Below are 18664 nucleotides of genomic sequence, written 5' to 3'. Positions count from 1 at the left end.
ATGGATAGCGCTGTCACCTGCGCGACTGGGTCTAGGTGGTTTTCCCGCATGCAGAGGTAACCAAGTGCTGCTATATTGCACTGCAACATAACGGAGTTTCGCCCCCCATGCTGTACCAGATCTACGAAACCCAGCGCTCCCTGATGGAGCCGCTCACCGACTTTGCGCAAGCCGCGGCCAAACTCTTCAGCAACCCCATGTCTCCCCTGAGCCAGACGGCGTTCGCCCAGCGCATGTCGGCCGGCTACGATCTGCTGTACCGCCTGGGCAAGGACTATGAAAAGCCGGTGTTCGACATCCACACCGTGGATGTGGACGGTGTGGGCGTGGCGGTGCACGAAAACATCGAACTGGACAAGCCGTTCTGCGAACTGCGCCGCTTCAAGCGCTTTTCGGACGATACCGACACCCTGGTGCGCATCAAGGCCCAGCCCGTGGTGCTGGTGGTCGCCCCCCTGTCGGGCCACTATGCCACGCTGCTGCGCGACACGGTGCGCACCCTGCTCAAGGACCACAAGGTCTACATCACCGACTGGAAGAACGCGCGCCTGGTGCCCCTGGCGGACGGCGAGTTCCACCTGGACGACTACGTGAACTACGTGCAGGAGTTCATCCGCCACCTGCAGGCCACCTATGGCAACTGCCATGTGATCAGCGTCTGCCAGCCCACGGTGCCGGTACTGGCCGCCGTCTCGCTGATGGCCAGCCGTGGCGAGAAGACGCCGCTGACCATGACCATGATGGGCGGCCCCATCGATGCGCGCAAGTCGCCCACGGCGGTGAACAACCTGGCCACGAACCGCAGCTACGAGTGGTTCGAGAACAATGTGATCTACCGCGTGCCCGACAACTTCCCCGGCGCGGGCCGCCGCGTCTACCCGGGCTTCCTGCAGCACACCGGCTTCGTGGCCATGAACCCGGACCGCCATGCGTCCAGCCACCACGACTACTTCATGGACCTGATCAAGGGCGACGACGCCAGCGCCGAGGCCCACCGCAAGTTCTACGACGAGTACAACGCCGTGCTCGACATGGACGCTGACTACTACCTGGAAACCATCGAAACCGTGTTCCAGGAGTACAAGCTGGTGAATGGCACCTGGGACGTGCGGTCGCCCGAAGGCAAGGTCGAGCGCGTGCGTCCGCAGGACATCACCACCACCGCCCTGTTCACCGTGGAAGGAGAGCTCGACGACATCTCCGGATCGGGCCAGACCGAGGCCGCGCACGACCTGTGCACGGGCATCGAGCGCAAAGAGCAGCGCCACCTGGAAGCCAAGGGGGCCGGGCATTACGGCATCTTCAGCGGCCGGCGCTGGCGCGAGATCGTGTACCCCGAGGTGCGCAAGTTCATTCTGGAGCACGAGGTTCCGCAGAAAAAGGCCCCCCGCCCTGCGGCCGTGACCGAGATGCCCGACGACAACCCACCCGCGCCGCCACGCGCGGCGGCTGCGAAGAAGGCCCCTGCCAAGGCCGCCGCCAAGCCGGCTGCCAAGGCCCGGCCCGCCACGGGGGCTGCAGCAGCCCCTGAGCCGGAGGCTCCCGCGGCCAAGGCTGCGGTTACCGCCGCTGCGGCTGCGCGCACCCGCCGCACCACGTCGGCACGCAAGGCTTGAGCCCGCAGCCGCGCGCCCAGCCCGCCATCCCTTCACGACCTGCAGGGCAGGCCGCGCATGCACTGGCGGCCCGCATCGATGCGGCCCTGCCGCAGACGCAGTGCACGCGCTGCGGCTACCCGAACTGCGCGGCCTATGCGCAGGCCATTGCGTTCGAGAGCGTGCCCATCAACCAGTGCCCACCCGGTGGGGCCGAAGGGGTGGTACGGCTGGCGGCGCTGACCGGCCAGCCGGTGCGCCCGCTGAGTGCCGAGCATGGGCTGGAGACGCCGCGCACCCTGGCCGTGATCGACGAGAACTGGTGCATAGGCTGCACGCTGTGCATCAAGGCCTGCCCCACCGATGCCATCGTGGGCGCCAACAAGCGCATGCACACCGTGATCGAGCCGCACTGCACGGGCTGCGAGCTGTGCATTCCGGTCTGCCCGGTGGATTGCATCACCCTGGAGCCCGTGAGCGGGCAGGCCACGGGCTGGGCCGCCTGGGGCCCGGACCTGGCGGCCCATGCGCGGCAGCGCTATGCCGTCCACCAGGCCCGCACGGCCTTGGCGGCACCGGAGCCGCTGGACGACGAGGACGCCGCGGCGCCAGGTGATGCCACTGCGTCCCCCGCCGGCAGTGCCGATACCGGCCATACCGCCGCACAGGCCCGCAAGGCAGCCATCGCTGCGGCCATGGCGCGCGCCCGCGCGCAGCGCGCCGGAACCCAGCGCTGAGCGCAGAGCCGCCGCCCGGCGGGCGTCACTTGGCGGCCAGGGCCTTGTACACGCCGCAGCCCAGGTACAGGTCGCCCGCCCGCTCCACGAAGGACATCTTGGTCTGCACCGCACCACTGGCGGGGTTGGTGATGTCGTACTCCACCCAGCCCGGCCCGATGTTCGCCTGGGCCGAGATTTCCGCCATCAACCGGTTGCCGTCAATGCCGGGAATGTCCTGCACCCGGGTGCCCACCTTGGCGGGGTTGCCGCCAAAGGCCCGGTAGGTGCCCGCGCTGTCGAGCACGAAGACATACATGTCCCGGTCATGGAAAGGCTGGCTCCTGTCGGTGATGCGCGCCAGGAACTGATCGTGGGAGGTGCCCTTGTGCAGGGCCGCGGCGCGCTTGACCAGGGCCACCGCCTCCTCGGCCGTGCCCTGCTGCAGGCGAAACGCTGACACCGCGCGCGACAGGGTGGAGGCGCGGCTCTCCAGGGCCTCGGCCTGCCCCACGGCCTGGCCCACCATCTGCGCATTGCGCTGGGTGATCTGGTCGAGTTGCTGCACGGCGCTGCTGATCTCGCGCAGGCCTGTGCTCTGCTCTGCGCTGGAGCTCGATATCTCGGACATGCTGGCCGCCACGCTGCGCATGCCGCCGGCCATCTCGGTGATGCCTTCGCCCGCGGTGCGGATCAGGCCGGCACTGGACTCCACCTGCGTGACCGAGTCATTGATCAGCTCGCGGATCTCGCGCGCCGCATTGGCCGAGCGCTGGGCCAGCGTGCGCACCTCCGACGCCACCACGGCAAAGCCGCGGCCCTGCTCGCCCGCGCGGGCCGCCTCCACCGCCGCATTGAGCGCCAGGATGTTGGTTTGGAAGGCGATGGCGTCGATGGTGCCGATGATCTCTGTCATGCGGCGCGCGCCCTGCTGGATGGCCTGCACCGATTGCACGGCGCGGCCCATGGCTTCGGCCCCGGTATCGGCGGCCTGGCGCATCTGGCCGGCGCGCTGGTCGGCGCCCTGGGCCGTCTGGGCGTTGTTCTGCACGGTGGACGAGAGCTGCTCCACGCTGGCGGCGGTCTGTTCCAGGTTGGCGGCCTGCTGCTCGGTGCGGTCGGCCAGCTCGCGGTTGCCATGGGCCAGGCTCTGGCCGGCATGGGCCACCAGGGCGGCGTTGCTGCGGATGTCGGCCACCATGGACGACAGGCGCAGCACCATGGCATCGAGCGACCGGGCCATGCGGGCCACCTCGTCGCTGCCACCCGTTGCCGCCTGCACGCACAAATCGCCTTCGGTGATGCGCGCCATGGCGGCGGACAGGGCCGCCAGGTCGTCCACCAGGCTCAGGTACAGCGCCAGCAGCGCATACAGCACCACCAGGCCGCCCGCCAGATCCACCCACCAGGGGGCGCCCAGCAAGGCAGCCGCCAGCGTGCAGGCAATGAGCACGGCCAGCGTGGCCAGCTTGCCGGGAAGGTGCAGCCGGCGCATCCACCACAGGCCGGGCCGCAGGGGAACAGATCCTGCCATGTTGTCTCCGATATCGTTGTGGCCCGGACCAGGGACGCGCTCCGGGACTGTCACAACCATACTAGGCACCTGCCTTACGCCGGATTGACAAGCGGTACCACCCAAGGGTTTGCGATAGGGCTTGTGCCGGGGAGCACATCGCCAGCGTGCCTAGCCGGCCACCTGCGGTCCGGCAGGCACGGCATCACCCATAATGATGGCCCATGAACCCCCTGCTCTCCCGCCTGCAGCCCTACCCTTTCGAGCGGCTGCGCAAGCTTTTTGCCGGTGTCACGCCCCCGGCCCAGTATTCCCCCATCAGCCTGGGCATGGGCGAGCCACGCCATCCGACACCGCAGTTCATCAAGGACGCACTCAGTAACAACCTCAGTGGCCTGGCGAGCTACCCCGCCACGGCGGGCGAGCCGCGCCTGCGCGAGGCCTTCACCACCTGGCTGCACAAGCGCTACGCGCTGACGCTGGATGCGGGCACCCAGGTGCTGCCCATCAACGGCTCGCGCGAGGCGCTGTTTGCCTTTGCCCAGACCATCGTCGACCCGACGAAGCCCGACCCCGTGGTGGTCTGCCCCAACCCCTTCTACCAGATCTACGAGGGCGCGGCCCTGCTGTCGGGCGCCACGCCCTACTACGCCCCGAGCGATCCGGCGCGCAACTTCGCGGTGGACTGGGACAGCGTGCCGGCCGAGGTCTGGAAGCGCACCCAGTTGCTCTTCGTGTGCTCGCCGGGCAACCCCACGGGCGCCGTGATGCCGCTCAACGAGTGGCAAAAGCTCTTCGCCTTGAGCGACCGCCACGGCTTCATCATTGCCTCGGACGAGTGCTACAGCGAGATCTATTTCCGCGACGAGCCGCCGCTGAGCGGCCTGCAGGCCGCCATCCAGGCCGGGCGCAAGGACTTCCAGAACCTGATCTCCTTCACCAGCCTGTCCAAGCGCAGCAATGTGCCCGGGCTGCGCAGCGGCTTCGTGGCCGGCGATGCGGCGCTGATCAAGGCCTTCCTGCTGTACCGCACCTACCATGGCAGTGCCATGAGCCCGGTCGTGCAGGCCGCGAGCATCGCCGCGTGGGGCGACGAGCAGCATGTGACCGAGAACCGCGCGCTCTATCGCAAGAAGTTCGCCCAGGTCACGCCGCTGCTGGCCGGCGTGATGGACGTGGCGCTGCCCGACGCAGGCTTCTACCTGTGGGCCAAGGTGCCCGATGCGCTCGGAATGACCGATGCCGAGTTCGCCCGCGAGCTTCTGGCTCAATACAATGTCACCGTGCTGCCGGGCAGCTACCTGGCCCGCGAGGCCGGGGGCTTGAACCCCGGCGCCCAGCGCGTGCGCATGGCCCTGGTGGCCGAGGCCGAAGAATGCGTGGAGGCCGCAATGCGCATCGTCCAATTCATCCAATCCCGTACTGTCTGACATCCATGACCCAACAACTCCAGAACATCATCGACGCCGCGTGGGAAAACCGCGCCAACATCTCGCCCGCTGCGGCCCCCAAGGAAGTGGCCGATGCCGTCGAGCACGTGATCGCCGAACTCAACAACGGCACGCTGCGCGTGGCCACCCGCCAGGGCGTGGGCCAGTGGACCGTGCACCAGTGGATCAAGAAGGCCGTGCTGCTGTCCTTCCGCCTGAAGGACAACGAGGTCGTGAAGGCCGGCGACCTGGGCTTTTATGACAAGGTGCAGACCAAGTTCGCCCACCTGAACGAAGAACAGATGAAGGCCACCGGCGTGCGCGTCGTGCCTCCTGCCGTAGCCCGCCGCGGCAGCTTCATCGCCAAGGGCGCGATCCTGATGCCCTCGTACGTGAATATCGGCGCCTACGTGGGCGAAGGCACCATGGTCGACACCTGGGCCACCGTGGGTTCGTGCGCCCAGATCGGCGCCAACGTGCACCTGTCGGGTGGCGTGGGCATCGGCGGCGTGCTGGAGCCGCTGCAGGCCGGCCCGACCATCATCGAGGACAACTGCTTCATCGGCGCGCGCTCCGAAGTGGTCGAGGGCGTGGTGATCGAAGAGCACTCGGTGCTGGGCATGGGCGTGTACATCGGCCAGAGCACCCCCATCTTCAACCGCGCCACGGGCGAGATCAGCTACGGCCGCGTGCCAACGGGCTCGGTGGTGGTCAGCGGCAACCTGCCCAAGACGGCGGCCAATGGCGCGCCCTACAGCATGTATGCTGCCATCATCGTCAAGCAGGTGGACGCGCAGACGCGCTCCAAGACCAGCATCAACGACCTGCTGCGCGACTGACCGAGTCCTGCAGCCACCGAGAAGCACGCACACGCACGCGGCCGGCGCCGGCCCACCAACGAACGAGAGGGGAAACACCATGAGCACGATGGAGCGGATTCTTCGCCTGATGAGCGACAAGAAGGCATCGGACGTCTACCTGTCGGCCAATGCCCCGGCGCTGATCAAGATCAACGGCGAGTGCGTGCCGATCAACAACCAGATCCTGCCGCCGGATGCGCCACGCAACCTGCTGTCCGAGATCGTTCCGCCCGACCGCATCGAGGAGCTGGAGGAAACCGGCGAACTCAACATGGGCGTGCCGCTCTCGGGCGTGGGGCGTTTTCGTATCAGCGCCATGCGCCAGCGCGGCAGCTATGCGGTGGTGATCCGCTTCATCTCGCAGCAGATTCCGGAAATCGACTCGCTGGGCCTGCCCGGCGTGATGAAGGAACTGATCATGGAAAAGCGCGGCCTGATCCTGATGGTGGGCGCCACGGGTTCGGGCAAGAGCACCTCGCTGGCCTCGATGATCGACAGCCGCAACGAGGTGCTCACCGGCCACATCCTCACCATCGAGGACCCGGTCGAGTACCAGTTCCGCAACAAGAAATCCATCGTCAACCAGCGCGAGATCGGCAGCGACACCCAGTCGCTGCAGACGGCGCTCAAGAACGCGCTGCGCCAGGCACCCGACGTGATCCTGATCGGCGAAATCCGTGACCGCGAGACCATGTCCGCGGCCATTGCCTATGCGCAGTCGGGCCACCTGTGCCTGGCCACGCTGCACGGCAACAACAGCTACCACGCGCTCAACCGTATCCTGTCCTTCTACCCCGTGGAAGTGCGCCCGACCATGCTGGGCGACCTGGCTTCGGCGCTCAAGGCCGTGATATCGCAGCGCCTGGTGCGCACCATGGACGGGGGGCGCCTGCCGGCCGTGGAGGTCATGCTCAACACCAAGCTGGTGTCCGACCTCATCGAAAAGGGCGACTTCGGCGGCGTGAAGGAGGCCATGGAAAAGTCCATGGCCGAGGGCTCGCAGACCTTCGAGGAAGATCTGGCGCGCATGATCATCGACAAGCGCATCGACAAGAAGGAAGGCCTGGCCTTCGCCGACTCGCCCACCAACCTGATGTGGCGGCTGCAGAACGACTTCGCGCTGGCCGCCAATGCCGCCAAGGCGCAGAAGGAATCGCGCGACGCACCCGACGATACGCCCTCCTTCACCGAGATCGTGCTTGACGTGAAACCCACCACCTGAACCAGGAGCGCGCGCCGCTCCCCACTGTACTTTTTGTCTTTGTCCCTGTCCTTTATTTTCCTGCGATGTCCCGTACCCTGCACCTGGCCGAACAGCTGATCTCCCTGCCCTCCATCACCCCCGAGGACGCGGGTTGCCTGGAGCTGCTGGCGGCGCGGCTCGTGCCGCTGGGCTTCGTGTGCGAGCGCATCGACAGCGGCCCCGACAGTTTCCGCGTGAGCAATCTCTGGGCGCGCCGGCCAGGCGCGGGCTCCGCGCCCAAGACCCTGGTGTTTGCCGGCCACACCGATGTGGTGCCCACCGGCCCGCTGGACCAGTGGACCAGCGACCCCTTCGTGCCCACACACCGCGATGGCAAGCTCTTTGGCCGCGGAGCCAGCGACATGAAGACCTCGATCGCTGCCTTCGTGGTGGCGGTGGAGGATTTCCTTGCTGCCACGCCCGATCCCGCGGTCAACCTGGCCCTGCTGCTCACCAGCGACGAGGAAGGCCCTTCGGTGGACGGCACCAAGGTCGTGGTCGAGCAGCTCAAGGCACGCGGCGAGCGCCTGGACTACTGCATCGTGGGGGAGCCGACCTCGGTCGAGCGCACCGGTGACATGATCAAGAACGGCCGGCGCGGCACGCTCTCGGGCAAACTGTCCGTGCGCGGCATCCAGGGCCATATCGCCTACCCGCAGCTGGCGCGCAACCCCATCCACCAGGCCCTGCCGGCGCTGGCCGAACTGGCCGCGACCGTGTGGGACCAGGGCAACGACTTCTTTCCACCCACCAGTTGGCAGATCAGCAACGTGCATGGCGGCACGGGCGCGACCAACATCATCCCCGGCGAGGTGGTGTGGGACTTCAACTTCCGCTTCTCGACCGAATCCACGGCCGAGGGCCTGAAGCAGCGCGTGCATGCCGTGCTCGATGCCCATGGACTGGACTATGAGCTGCGCTGGACCCTGGGCGGCCAGCCCTTCCTGACCACGCCGGGCGAGCTGGTCACGGCCGTGCAGCAGGCCATTGCGGCCGAGACCGGCATCACCACCGAGCTGTCCACCACGGGCGGCACCAGCGATGGCCGCTTCATCGCCCAGGTCTGCCCCCAGGTGATCGAGCTGGGGCCGCCCAATGCAAGCATCCACAAGATCGACGAACACATCGTGGTGGCCGACATCGAGCCGCTGACCCAGATCTACCGCCGCACCCTCGAGAACCTGCACGCCCAGGCCCTGGCGGCCGCGGCGGTGGCCGCATGAGCGCGGTGCTGACCGGGGGCACCGTGGGTGCTGTGGTGCAATCTGCCGCCGCGCTGCTGGCAGCGTCCGGCGTCTCGTTCGGCCATGGCACGGCCAATGCGCAGGACGAAGCCGCCTGGCTGGTGCTGTGGCGCCTGGGCCTGCCTCTCGACAGCGACCTGTCGGGCGAGCCTGGCTCCGTCGCTACCCAGGCGGTCTCGCCTGAGCAGTTGGCCCAGACACAGGCCCTGCTGCAGGAGCGTATCGCCACGCGCAAGCCCGCCGCCTATCTGACCCGCGAGGCCTGGCTGCAGGGCGTTTCCTTCTACGTGGACGAACGCGCCATCGTGCCGCGCAGTTTCATCGCCGAACTGCTGGCCGATGGCAGCGTGGACGAGTTCCTGAGCGAACAGACACACCGGGTGCTGGACCTGTGCACCGGCAACGGCAGCCTGGCCGTGCTCGCCGCCATGGCCTGGCCCGAGATCACCGTGACCGGCGCCGACATCTCGCCCGAGGCGCTGGAAGTGGCCCGCATCAACGTGGACCGCCATGGCTTGCAGGACCGCATCACGCTGCAGCTGTCGGACGGCCTCGCTGCCCTGCCCGGCCCTTGGGACCTGATCCTGTGCAACCCACCCTACGTCAACAGCACCAGCATGGCGCAACTGCCGGCCGAGTACCGGGCCGAGCCCGAGCTGGCCCTGGCCGGGGGTGCCGATGGCATGGATTTCATCCGCCAGCTGTTCAAGGATGCGCCTGCGCGCATGGGCGAGAACGCCGTGCTGCTGCTGGAGATCGGCAACGAGCGCGCGCACTTCGAGGCGGCCTTCCCGCACCTGCCGGTCTACTGGATCGATACCAGCGCCGGTGAAGACCAGGTGCTGCTCGTCACGCGGGAGGCATTGGTCCAGACATGAACGGCATCCCCTCCCCCGCAACAGCCCCCGAACTCCTTTCGTCCCCCCCACCGATGGCACCTGCCCGCGTTGCCGTGGTCATTCCCTGCTACAAGGTCACGGGCCATGTGCTGGGCGTCATCGAGCGCATCGGTCCCGAGGTCCATGGCATCTTTGCCGTGGACGACAAGTGCCCGGTCAACTCCGGCGCCTTCATCCAGCAGAACTGCACCGACCCCCGGGTCGAGGTGGTCTTCAACCCCGAGAACCTGGGGGTGGGCGGCGCCGTGATGCACGGCTACCGCCGCGCCATCGAGGCGGGCTACGACATCATCGTCAAGGTCGATGGCGATGGCCAGATGGACCCGCGCCTCCTGCCCGGCTTCATCGCCCCCATCCTGAGCGGCGAGGCCGACTACACCAAGGGCAACCGCTTCTTCGACCTCGAAGAGATCCACCAGATGCCGCCCATGCGCATCTTCGGCAACGCGGCGCTGTCCTTCCTGACCAAGATCTCGTCGGGCTACTGGCAGGTGTTCGACCCGACCAACGGCTATACGGCCATCCACGCACGCGTGGCCAGCTACCTGCCGTTCGACAAGATCAGCCGGCGCTACTTCTTCGAGACGGACATGCTGTTCCGCCTGAACACGCTGCGCGCCGTGGTGGTGGACGTGCCCATGAACGCGCACTACGCCGACGAGGAAAGCAACCTCAAGATCAGCAAGATCCTGCCCGAGTTCACGGTCAAGCACCTGCGCAACTTCGCCAAGCGGATCTTCTACAACTACTACCTGCGCGACATGTCTCTCGCGTCGATCGAGTTGCCGCTGGGCCTTGCCATGCTGCTGTTCGGCACGGTCTTCGGTGTGCTGCACTGGATCAACTCCAGCGTGCACCAGGCCTATTCGTCGGCCGGTACGGTCATGCTGGCCGCCCTGCCCATCATTGCCGGCCTGCAGCTCTTGCTGGCCTTCATCGGGCACGACATCGCCTCCGTGCCGCTCAAGCCGTTGCACAAGGTGCTGCACGGCAAGATCGACCTCGATAAGCGCTCCTGAAACCCGGGGTGCCCAGCCCTGCGGGAACCGGCGGGCCAGGGCATCCGGGCGCGGCGCGCTCACTCCCATCCATGCCGATCCACACCGAATTCCGCTCCCCTCGATCCCGCCTGGTGGCACAGGTCGTCTGGTTCACATTGGCACTCCTGGTTGCCTGGGGGCTGATGCGCCTGGTGCCGGCCCTGCAATCGCCCGACGAGAACTCGCACCTGCTGCGCGCCGACATGATCGCCCATGGCCAGTGGACGCTGCGCAAGGACGAGCCGGACGAAGTCGGCAACCAGGGCGGCTACGTGGACCGCAACTTCCAGGCCTTTGTGCAGAGCATGCGCAAGATTGCCGGCCACGAGCGTGACCCCAAGGCCTCGGCCCGGGAGCTGATGGAGCAGGCCGCCCAGCAACGCTGGGCGCACCAGGACATGTTCGTGAACGCGGCAGGCACTGGCTACTACGCGCCGTTCATCTACCTGCCCCATGCCCTGGGCCTGCGCATGGCACGGGCACTCGACCTGTCGATGCGAGCCAGCTACGAGCTGACCCGGCTGGCGGTGGCGGCCACGGCGCTGGCGCTGATGGCCTGGGCCTGGCGGCTCTTCACGCCCAACCTGCTGGTGCGGGCGCTGCTGCTCATGCCCATGGCCATGTTCCAGGTCATCTCGCCCACCATCGACGGGCTGAGCATCGCCGCTGCGCTGTTGCTCGCGGCCCTGTTCTCGGTGCGCTGTGGGCCCCCCCGGGGTGAGCCGAATCGGCTGCAGGAGTATGCGCTGTACGCCTGCACCTTCCTGCTGGTCACCTCGCGCACCAACCTCGCTCCTCTGCTGCTGCTGCCACTGTGGCTGCTGGTGCGCCGCTTCTCGGTCAGCCACCTGCTGGCCTGGATTGCGCTGTGCGTGGCCTGCGCCGGCTGGACGCTCTACGGGCTCGCCAGCACGGCCGACAGCCGTCTGGTGCGCAACCATGGAACCCTGGAGATCCTGGCTATCTACCTGCAGGACCCGCTCGGGTTCGCCCGCCTGGTTCGCGATACGCTCCTGGACAGCGAAACCGGGTATTTCTACGCCTACTCTTTCGTCGGCATGATGGGCTGGCTCGATGCCGCCGTCACCAAAGAAGAGATGAAGAGCATCTGGTGCTGTCTGGCACTGGCGCTGGCCGTGACCCTCGGGTCCACGCGCTACCTCTGGCGCGATACCGCCGCCCGCGCACTGTTGCTCTTCGTGGGGCTGGCCAGCTCGGCCCTGGTGTTCCTGGCGCTGGCCATCAGCTGGAACGACCATCCCGTCCCCATCATCAGCGGCGTGCAGGGCCGCTACTTCATCGTGCCAGCACTTCTGGCCGCCACCGCGCTGGGGCCCATGGGCCAGGCGACCTCGCCCGCCGGCCGAGTCGTGGCCCACGGACTTACGGCGGTGTTCGCGCTGGGCTCGCTCTATATCATAGCCACCACCCTTTCCGAGCGCTATGCGCTGCTGCGCCTCCTTTAACATCGCGCGGGCCCAGCCCCTCCCCTCCAACCGGAATCACGATCCATGTACGTCTATCTCCTGACCATTCTTTGCGTGCTGGGCATTGCCATCGGCCAGATCCTGTTCAAGGTCAGCGCCAATTCCATGAACAAGACCGGCAGCTTCTTTGCCATCGAAACCCTGGCAGTGTTCTTTGCCACCATGGTGCTCTATGGCATCACCTCGATCGGCTGGGTGCTGATCCTGCGCAAGGCCGAATTGGGCAAGGTCTACCCCTTCATGGCCCTGGCCTTCATCCTGGTCCCCTTGGCCAGCCGCTTCTTCTTTGGTGAGCGCTTCGCGCCCGGCTACTTCGTGGGCACGGCACTCATCATGTCCGGCATCGTGGTGACGGTGGCTGCTTCCCGATGAGCGAGGTGCAGCGCGGTTTTTCACGGGGGGGCTGGGCTGCACTGGCCTGGGTCTGGCTGTGCGCCCTGCTGCTCTGCCTGCCAGGAAGCGCCCGGGCCCAGCAACTGCTGGCACCCGGCGTGTACGGTTTTGTCGATACCGTGGAGTACGACAGCGCCAGGAGCATGGTGCGCATCACCGGCTGGTGCTATGACTCGCAGAACCAGCAATTGCCCAAGGACTTCCTTGTGCGCATCGGCGACAGCGAGAAGCGCATTGCCGTCCCGACGCGGTCCACCCGTGACACAGTGGCGGTCTATTTCAAAGAGGGCCACACCATTCCCCTCGGGTTCGCCCTGGAGCTGCGCTACCCGCGCTACCAGGAAGGCGGGCCACAGCCTCTCACCGTGATCGCTCGCTTCGAAGATGGCGCGCGCTTCAACGTCAACCCCTCCTCGCCGGCGGCAGGCCAGCTCACCGGCCCCGAGACGCCGGGCCGGCACTGGCTGATCGCGGCCGTTGTGGCCGCGGCCATCGTGGTGCTGCTGTTGCCGGGCGCCACGCGCCTGCAGCGGCGCCTGGGGGCCTGGGTCGGCGGCCACCGGCCTGCGGTGGCGGGCGGCATTGCCGCGCTGTTCCTCGTGCTGGTCGGCATGGGCGCCACCGGATCGTCCTTGGAGCTGCTGCTGGGCCGCAGCGACCAGGGTGCACCCCACACTTTCCTGTCGACCGACAGCGCTGTCACCCATCTGGCGGGCCAGCCGCGCGGAGTACGCTCCGACGAGTGGATGGTGGTGGCCGCCAGTGCCCTGGCCCAGGCCAACCACCAGCCGCCGTTCCCGGTCGTCAACCGCAACCTGGGCCTGGACGGCGAGAACATGATGGTGATCGGCATGACGGGCGTGCCGGTGCTGCACATCTCCGCCCTCGCGCGCCCCGCTACCTGGGGCTTTTTCGCGCTGCCGCTGGACAAGGCGCTCGCGTGGTACTGGTTCTTTCCGTTCTTTGCCTGCCTGCTGGCGCTGTGGTGGTTTCTGGAGGTGCTGGCACCAGGGTGCCCAGGGCGCAACCTGGCCCTGTCGCTGCTGTTCTGCCTGGCACCGTATGCGGCCAGCTGGTCCCACTGGCCCCTGTACGTGGTGTTCTTCCCCTCGGGGGCCATGGCGGCCACCCTCCTCATGTTGCAGCAGCGCCCGGGCATCCGCATGGGCTGGCTGGCCTTTGCGCTGGGCTGGTTCCTTGCAGGGTTTGCGCTGGTGCTGTACCCGCCCTGGCAGATCACGGTGGCCACGCTGTATGCCATGGTCCTCGTGGCCTGGCTGATCGGCAACCGCCGCCAGGTCTGCTGGAGCTGGCAGACCCCGCTGGCCTTTGCCCTGGCCACGGCGCTGCTGGGGGCCCTGCTGTACTTCTGGTGGCACGATGCGCGCGACGCCATTGCCGCCATGCGGGGCACGGTCTACCCCGGCCAGCGCGCTGCGCTCCAGGGGGGCGATCTGTCGATTCTGGTGCTGCTGCGTGGCTTCGGCAATGCCGACACCCTGTCCAACCTGCAGGGCAGCATCTTCAACGAAAGCGAGTTCGGCTCCTACTTCCTGCTGCTGCTGCCCATCTGGTTTCTGTGCCTGCGGCAGATCCGCACCAAAGGAGCCCAGCCCTGGGTGCTGGCGGCCTGCGCGGCCTTTTCGGTGTTCGGTGTGGTGTTCGTGGTCTGGGGCGTGCCGCTGGTGCTGTCCAAGGCCATGTTCTGGCACTACGTGTCATCTTCGCGCATCGACCTGTCGCTGGCACTGGCCAGCCTGCTGGTCGTGGCATTGCTCGGCCAGGCGCGCACGGCAGCGCCTGCCGCAGCCCTGCCAACGCCGCCGCGCACCGCCGCCGTGGTGCTGGGGCTGTTCAGCGCCGCGCTGGCAGTCCTGGTGCTGGCGGGCATTCCTGAGGATTTCCACCCCGGCATGACGGCCCTGTTCCTCTGGAGCATGGCCGCGGTTGCAGGGCTTGCGGCCTACTGGCTGGTGCGCGGCCAGGTCGGGCATTCGATTGCGCTGACCATGGTGGTCTATGCCCTGGCGGTGTTCGACTTCAATCCCATGGGTCTGGCCCCGGCGCGCGTGGCCCTGGCCGAGCCTGTGCGTGGCTTTGTGGCCGGCCCTGCCGGAGCAGACGGTATAGCGAAGATGCGCCGCGTGCTGGTGGTGCTGCCCAGCACCTCGCATGCCATGACCCTGGCCGCGGCCGGCGTGCCGGTGGTGGACGGGGTCTTCTACTACCCCCAGCCCAGCGTATGGCGCAGCATGCAGCTGCCCGCGAGCGAACAGGACACGGTGAACCGCTACCAGCACCTGACCTTTGTGCAAGAGGCCATGGCCGCTCCTGCGACCTACCGGGTGGTGAACCCCACGCCCGACTCGGTGCGCGTGCTGCTGGACCCGCGGCGCTTCGACTTCGCCACCAGCGGAGCGCAGGTGGTCACGGCGAATGCGGGCGTCTTCGAGTTCCGCGAGAACCCGCACCTTCGCCTTCTGGGCGAGCACGAGGGCTGGGCCTGGTACGAGGTCGTCGCCGCGCCTGTCAGGTAGCTTTCGCAGCAGCGGCTTTCCCGCTTTCACCCATATCGGCGACAATCCCAGGTTGCCCGCCTTGCGGGCCCTGGGAGGACCGGGCCCGGCAGCCCGATCGCCGTCCCCAAGGATCCCCCCGATCCTCCACCCGATTTGTACCTGGGACCTGCTGCACGCTGTGGCAGCGGCTCCGTGATTGAACACTGCATGATCAACCTGAAGAACATCGTCCTGCGGCGCGGCACCAAGGTGCTGCTGGACAGCGTTTCCGTGACCCTGAACCCGGGCGAGAAAGTCGGCCTGGTCGGCCGCAACGGTGCGGGCAAGTCCACCCTGTTCGCGCTGCTCAATGGCAGCCTGCACGAGGACGGGGGCGATTTTTCCATTCCGCGCCAATGGCGCATGGCCCAGGTCGCGCAGAACATGCCCGAGACCGAGGAGACGGCCACCGACTTCGTGCTGGCCGGCGACACCCGCCTGGCCGAATTGCGCGCCGAACTGGTGCGGCTGGAACAAAGCGACACCGCCCATGATGATGCCGAACACGGCATGGCCATCGCCCAGGTCTACACCGACCTGGCCGACGCCGGCGACCACGATGCCGTGCCGCGCGCACAGGCGCTGATCCTGGGCCTGGGCTTCCAGACGCACGAGCTGGAGCGCCCGGTGAACAGCTTCTCGGGCGGCTGGCGCATGCGCCTGCAGCTGGCGCGCGCGCTGATGTGCCCGTCGGACCTGCTGCTGCTCGACGAACCCACCAACCACCTGGACCTGGACGCCCTCGTCTGGCTCGAAGCCTGGCTCAAGAAGTACGCCGGCACCATGATCGTGATCAGCCATGACCGCGAATTCCTGGACGCCGTCACCAACGTCACGCTGCAGATCGACAGCGCCAAGCTCACGCGCTATGGCGGCAACTACAGCAAGTTCGAGGAGCTGCGCGCCCAGCAGATGGAGCTGCAGCAGGCGGCGTTTGCCAAGCAGCAGGACAAGATCGCCCACCTGCAGAAGTTCATCGACCGCTTCAAGGCCAAGGCCAGCAAGGCCAAGCAGGCACAGAGCCGGGTCAAGGCCCTGGAGCGCATGGAAAAGGTTGCCCCGCTGCTGGCCGAGGCCGAGTTCACCTTCGAGTTCAAGGAGCCAGTCAACCTGCCCAACCCGATGCTGGCGATCAGCGACGCCGCCTTCGGCTACACCACCGACGACGAGGTCAAGACCATCCTCACCGGCGTGAGCAAATCGGTGCTGGCCGGCCAGCGCATCGGCATCCTGGGCGCCAACGGCCAGGGCAAGTCGACCCTGGTCAAGACCATCGCGCGCGAGATGGCGCCCCTGGCGGGCACCGTGACCGAGGGCAAGGGCCTGTCCATCGGCTACTTCGCGCAGCAGGAGCTGGACGTGCTGCGCCCTGGCGAGAACCCGCTGGAACACATGATCCGGCTGGCGCGCGAGATGGGCGCGAACGCGCGCGAATCCACGCGCGAGCAGGACCTGCGCAGCTTCCTGGGCAGCTTCAATTTCAGCGGCGACATGGTCAAACAGGCCGTGGGCACCATGAGCGGCGGCGAAAAAGCCCGCCTGGTGCTGGCCATGATGGTCTGGCAGCGCCCCAACCTGCTGCTGCTGGACGAGCCGACCAACCACCTGGACTTGGCCACGCGCGAGGCGCTGTCCATGGCGCTCAACGAGTTCGAGGGCACGGTGATGCTGGTCAGCCACGACCGGGCCCTGCTGCGCGCCGTGTGCGACGAGTTCTGGCTGGTGGGCCGCGGCGTGGTTGGCCCGTTCGACGGCGACCTGGACGATTACCAGCGCTACCTGCTCGACGAGGCCAAGCGCCTGCGCGAGTTCTCGCGCCAGGCCGAGGCTGCGGCCGCGAAGGCGGCGGCAGCCCCTGCACCGGCACCCGCCCCCGCACCGGTAGCACTTGCAGCCACCCTTCCCAAGGCGGCCGCGCCTGCCGCAGCAGGCGGCCGCGACCAGCGCAAGCTCGACGCCCAGAGCCGCCAACAGCTGGCGGAAAAGACCCGTCCGCTGAAAAAGGAGCTCGAACAGATCGACAAGCGGCTGGCCGCGCTGTCCACCGAGCGCGCCGAACTGGAGCGCCGGCTCACCGAAGCCCTGCCCCCGGCCGAGATCGCCGAGTGCGGGCGCCGGCTGAAAACCGGCAACGACGAAACGGCGCAACTCGAAGAGCGCTGGCTGGAAATTTCGTCGGCGCTTGAAGAAATTTCGACTGCTGCGGGCGCCTGAGTTGTAAAACCCTGTAATTCATTGCCCCTGTTTCCAGGATTTACATGTTGTCCTGCTTGAATCGCTTGCTATATTTTTTGAAGCAATCCGGGGCTGGAAATTTTTTGATTTTGGGTTGCATTTTTTTGCGAAACGCTGTCAACCGGACGGGAAGCGGGTGCGTTGTTGGTACATCACAGGAGTTTTCCAACATGAACACCACCGCAATCTTGTCCGCCTGGCCCGAAGACGAACGCGACCGCAAGCGCGCCCCGGCCCGCTTCTGAGGGTGTGGCAGCCCCGGGATTCCACCCGGGCCGCCCCCTCTTCCTACTGTTCCCACTACTCCTCCAGCAGGAAAGCCCCGCCACCGCGGGGTTTTTTGCGTCCGGCGCCCGGCGCGGATTGCAGCCACGCACGCCAAGGCCGCGCCTTCTCCTTTTTTCCACCTGCTCTGCGCATTGCTCCGGCGCAGACCGCCTTCCCCCCAGGGCGCCCGATTCCGACCCAGTGGACACATTGTCAAGCGCCCCGCAGCGCCAGTGGACAAGGCGGAGAACGCCCTCCAGGACCGGTCATCGAACAATCCATGCATTGCACCTCCCGGTGCGCCCCTGGCGAGCCCTCGCTGGCATCCGGGATTTCAACCATGGAAAGGAAGACCACCAATGCGGACGTACCACCACAGCTCGGCCCGAGCAGCGCGTGTCCGGCACGCCCTGCGCCTTGCTTGCGCCGCCCTGCTGCTGGCGGCCCTGGGAGCCCTTGCGCCCGTCGCTGCGAGCGCGCAGACACGCTACACCTGCCGGGACGACAGTGGCAACACCTACACCTCTTTCCGGGCCTGTCCGCAAGGCATGAAGACCACGTCGGTATCGGCTGGCCCTGCAGCAAGCGAGTACCGCCAGGAACGTTCGCCCAGCCGCACGGTGTCCACCGCGCCCGCCGCCGACCACCAGCAGTACATGAGCGAGCGCTGCCGCAGCCTGAAGGACACCCTGCGCACGGCCTACTCCCGCAACATCAAGGCTGACGTGCAAGAGGGCATGCGCCGCGAATTCGAGCGCGACTGCCGGGAAGAGGAGAGCGAAGCCTCGTCCCGCTATTTCAGTGAGCAACGCGAGGCACGCCAGCAGCGGCGCGACGAAGACCGCCAGGCCCAGCAGGCACAGCAGGCCTCCGAAGCCGACGCGGCCCGCCGCGGCCAGCAATGCGCCGAGTCGCGCCGCATCCTGACGCTCAAGAAGGCACGCACCGACCTCAGCGAGGGCGAGCGCAGCGATCTCAAGCGCTTCGAGGATGCATACCTGGCGCGCTGCGCGCGCTGAGCCGGGGCACCGGCCGTCCTCCGGACGCCGCCACTTGTCCTTTGAGCTGAAACGTTTTTTGACGCCGCTCACGATTGGTCGATAAAATCAGGGTTTTCCCTATGGTTGCGCTATCCATGCAGCCAGGGGCCCCTGGCCACCACGGTATCCCGTGGCAGCGCCCTC

The 18664-nt window shown here is 67.2% G+C and carries 14 protein-coding genes; 13 read left to right on the top strand and 1 reads right to left on the bottom strand.

Annotated elements, in window-relative coordinates; genetic code table 11:
- The first annotated feature begins 107 nt into the window (after positions 1 to 107).
- Both AC3WOH_RS14710 and AC3WOH_RS14705 read left to right on the top strand, forming a co-directional pair.
- Positions 108 to 1616, top strand: a complete 1509-nt coding sequence (locus AC3WOH_RS14710) for a polyhydroxyalkanoate depolymerase (RefSeq protein ID WP_492230044.1) — start codon at positions 108 to 110, stop codon at positions 1614 to 1616.
- Positions 1617 to 1642: 26 nt separating this feature from the next.
- Entirely contained in the window at positions 1643 to 2332 is a 690-nt protein-coding gene (locus AC3WOH_RS14705) for an RnfABCDGE type electron transport complex subunit B (protein ID WP_492230095.1), read from the top strand.
- 25 nt (positions 2333 to 2357) lie between these two features.
- Here AC3WOH_RS14705 and AC3WOH_RS14700 read toward each other — a convergent pair whose 3' ends face one another.
- Positions 2358 to 3845: a methyl-accepting chemotaxis protein gene (locus AC3WOH_RS14700; RefSeq protein ID WP_492230043.1), complete on the bottom strand. Its 1488-nt coding sequence runs from the start codon at positions 3843 to 3845 to the stop codon at positions 2358 to 2360.
- A gap of 203 nt (positions 3846 to 4048) precedes the next feature.
- Between AC3WOH_RS14700 and dapC the strand changes: the two genes are divergently transcribed.
- From dapC to AC3WOH_RS14645, 11 genes are all read left to right on the top strand, one after another.
- Positions 4049 to 5254 carry a succinyldiaminopimelate transaminase gene (gene dapC, locus AC3WOH_RS14695; RefSeq protein WP_492230042.1) on the top strand — a complete coding sequence of 402 codons (1206 nt, stop codon included), beginning with the start codon at positions 4049 to 4051 and terminating at the stop codon, positions 5252 to 5254.
- A gap of 5 nt (positions 5255 to 5259) precedes the next feature.
- Positions 5260 to 6093 carry a 2,3,4,5-tetrahydropyridine-2,6-dicarboxylate N-succinyltransferase gene (gene dapD, locus AC3WOH_RS14690; protein WP_184856074.1) on the top strand — a complete coding sequence of 278 codons (834 nt, stop codon included), beginning with the start codon at positions 5260 to 5262 and terminating at the stop codon, positions 6091 to 6093.
- A 79-nt stretch (positions 6094 to 6172) separates the two neighbouring features.
- On the top strand, positions 6173 to 7336 hold the full coding sequence (locus tag AC3WOH_RS14685) for a PilT/PilU family type 4a pilus ATPase (RefSeq protein ID WP_492230041.1): 1164 nt from the start codon (positions 6173 to 6175) through the stop codon (positions 7334 to 7336).
- 65 nt (positions 7337 to 7401) lie between these two features.
- Positions 7402 to 8580 carry a succinyl-diaminopimelate desuccinylase gene (gene dapE / locus AC3WOH_RS14680; protein WP_492230040.1) on the top strand — a complete coding sequence of 393 codons (1179 nt, stop codon included), beginning with the start codon at positions 7402 to 7404 and terminating at the stop codon, positions 8578 to 8580.
- The gene (gene prmB, locus AC3WOH_RS14675) at positions 8577 to 9479 is read left to right on the top strand and encodes a 50S ribosomal protein L3 N(5)-glutamine methyltransferase (RefSeq protein WP_492230039.1); all 903 of its coding nucleotides are present in this window, start codon (positions 8577 to 8579) and stop codon (positions 9477 to 9479) included. The genes dapE and prmB overlap by 4 nt, the downstream gene beginning before the upstream one ends.
- 53 nt (positions 9480 to 9532) lie before the next feature.
- Positions 9533 to 10519, top strand: a complete 987-nt coding sequence (locus tag AC3WOH_RS14670) for a glycosyltransferase family 2 protein (RefSeq protein WP_492230038.1) — start codon at positions 9533 to 9535, stop codon at positions 10517 to 10519.
- 71 nt (positions 10520 to 10590) lie between these two features.
- Positions 10591 to 12006 (top strand): DUF2142 domain-containing protein, encoded by a 1416-nt coding sequence (locus AC3WOH_RS14665; RefSeq protein ID WP_492230037.1) that lies wholly within the window; start codon positions 10591 to 10593, stop codon positions 12004 to 12006.
- Between the two features lie 45 nt (positions 12007 to 12051).
- On the top strand, positions 12052 to 12399 hold the full coding sequence (locus tag AC3WOH_RS14660; protein ID WP_492230036.1) for a DMT family transporter: 348 nt from the start codon (positions 12052 to 12054) through the stop codon (positions 12397 to 12399).
- Positions 12396 to 14957, top strand: a complete 2562-nt coding sequence (locus tag AC3WOH_RS14655) for a DUF7657 domain-containing protein (protein WP_492230035.1) — start codon at positions 12396 to 12398, stop codon at positions 14955 to 14957. The genes AC3WOH_RS14660 and AC3WOH_RS14655 overlap by 4 nt, the downstream gene beginning before the upstream one ends.
- Before the next feature lie 189 nt (positions 14958 to 15146).
- A complete protein-coding gene (locus AC3WOH_RS14650; protein WP_492230034.1) occupies positions 15147 to 17192 on the top strand; it encodes an ABC-F family ATP-binding cassette domain-containing protein in 2046 nt (681 codons plus the stop codon).
- 647 nt (positions 17193 to 17839) lie between these two features.
- Positions 17840 to 18499: a hypothetical protein gene (locus AC3WOH_RS14645; protein WP_492230033.1), complete on the top strand. Its 660-nt coding sequence runs from the start codon at positions 17840 to 17842 to the stop codon at positions 18497 to 18499.
- Positions 18500 to 18664: the final 165 nt, after the last annotated feature.

This window comes from Acidovorax sp. FW305-C-20-28, assembly GCF_058783375.1.
The sequence above is the reverse complement of the archived record's forward strand: the minus strand, read 5'-3'. Positions and strand labels throughout refer to the sequence as shown.

Excerpts from the sequence above, each read along its gene's own strand:
- AC3WOH_RS14710 (WP_492230044.1), top strand. The coding sequence starts at position 108 with ATGCTGTACCAGATCTACGAAACCCAGCGCTCCCTGATGGAGCCGCTC.
- AC3WOH_RS14700 (WP_492230043.1), bottom strand. The coding sequence starts at position 3,845 with ATGGCAGGATCTGTTCCCCTGCGGCCCGGCCTGTGGTGGATGCGCCGG.
- dapC (WP_492230042.1), top strand. The coding sequence starts at position 4,049 with ATGAACCCCCTGCTCTCCCGCCTGCAGCCCTACCCTTTCGAGCGGCTG.
- dapD (WP_184856074.1), top strand. The coding sequence starts at position 5,260 with ATGACCCAACAACTCCAGAACATCATCGACGCCGCGTGGGAAAACCGC.
- AC3WOH_RS14685 (WP_492230041.1), top strand. The coding sequence starts at position 6,173 with ATGAGCACGATGGAGCGGATTCTTCGCCTGATGAGCGACAAGAAGGCA.
- dapE (WP_492230040.1), top strand. The coding sequence starts at position 7,402 with ATGTCCCGTACCCTGCACCTGGCCGAACAGCTGATCTCCCTGCCCTCC.
- prmB (WP_492230039.1), top strand. The coding sequence starts at position 8,577 with ATGAGCGCGGTGCTGACCGGGGGCACCGTGGGTGCTGTGGTGCAATCT.
- AC3WOH_RS14670 (WP_492230038.1), top strand. The coding sequence starts at position 9,533 with ATGGCACCTGCCCGCGTTGCCGTGGTCATTCCCTGCTACAAGGTCACG.
- AC3WOH_RS14665 (WP_492230037.1), top strand. The coding sequence starts at position 10,591 with ATGCCGATCCACACCGAATTCCGCTCCCCTCGATCCCGCCTGGTGGCA.
- AC3WOH_RS14660 (WP_492230036.1), top strand. The coding sequence starts at position 12,052 with ATGTACGTCTATCTCCTGACCATTCTTTGCGTGCTGGGCATTGCCATC.
- AC3WOH_RS14655 (WP_492230035.1), top strand. The coding sequence starts at position 12,396 with ATGAGCGAGGTGCAGCGCGGTTTTTCACGGGGGGGCTGGGCTGCACTG.
- AC3WOH_RS14650 (WP_492230034.1), top strand. The coding sequence starts at position 15,147 with ATGATCAACCTGAAGAACATCGTCCTGCGGCGCGGCACCAAGGTGCTG.
- AC3WOH_RS14645 (WP_492230033.1), top strand. The coding sequence starts at position 17,840 with ATGCGGACGTACCACCACAGCTCGGCCCGAGCAGCGCGTGTCCGGCAC.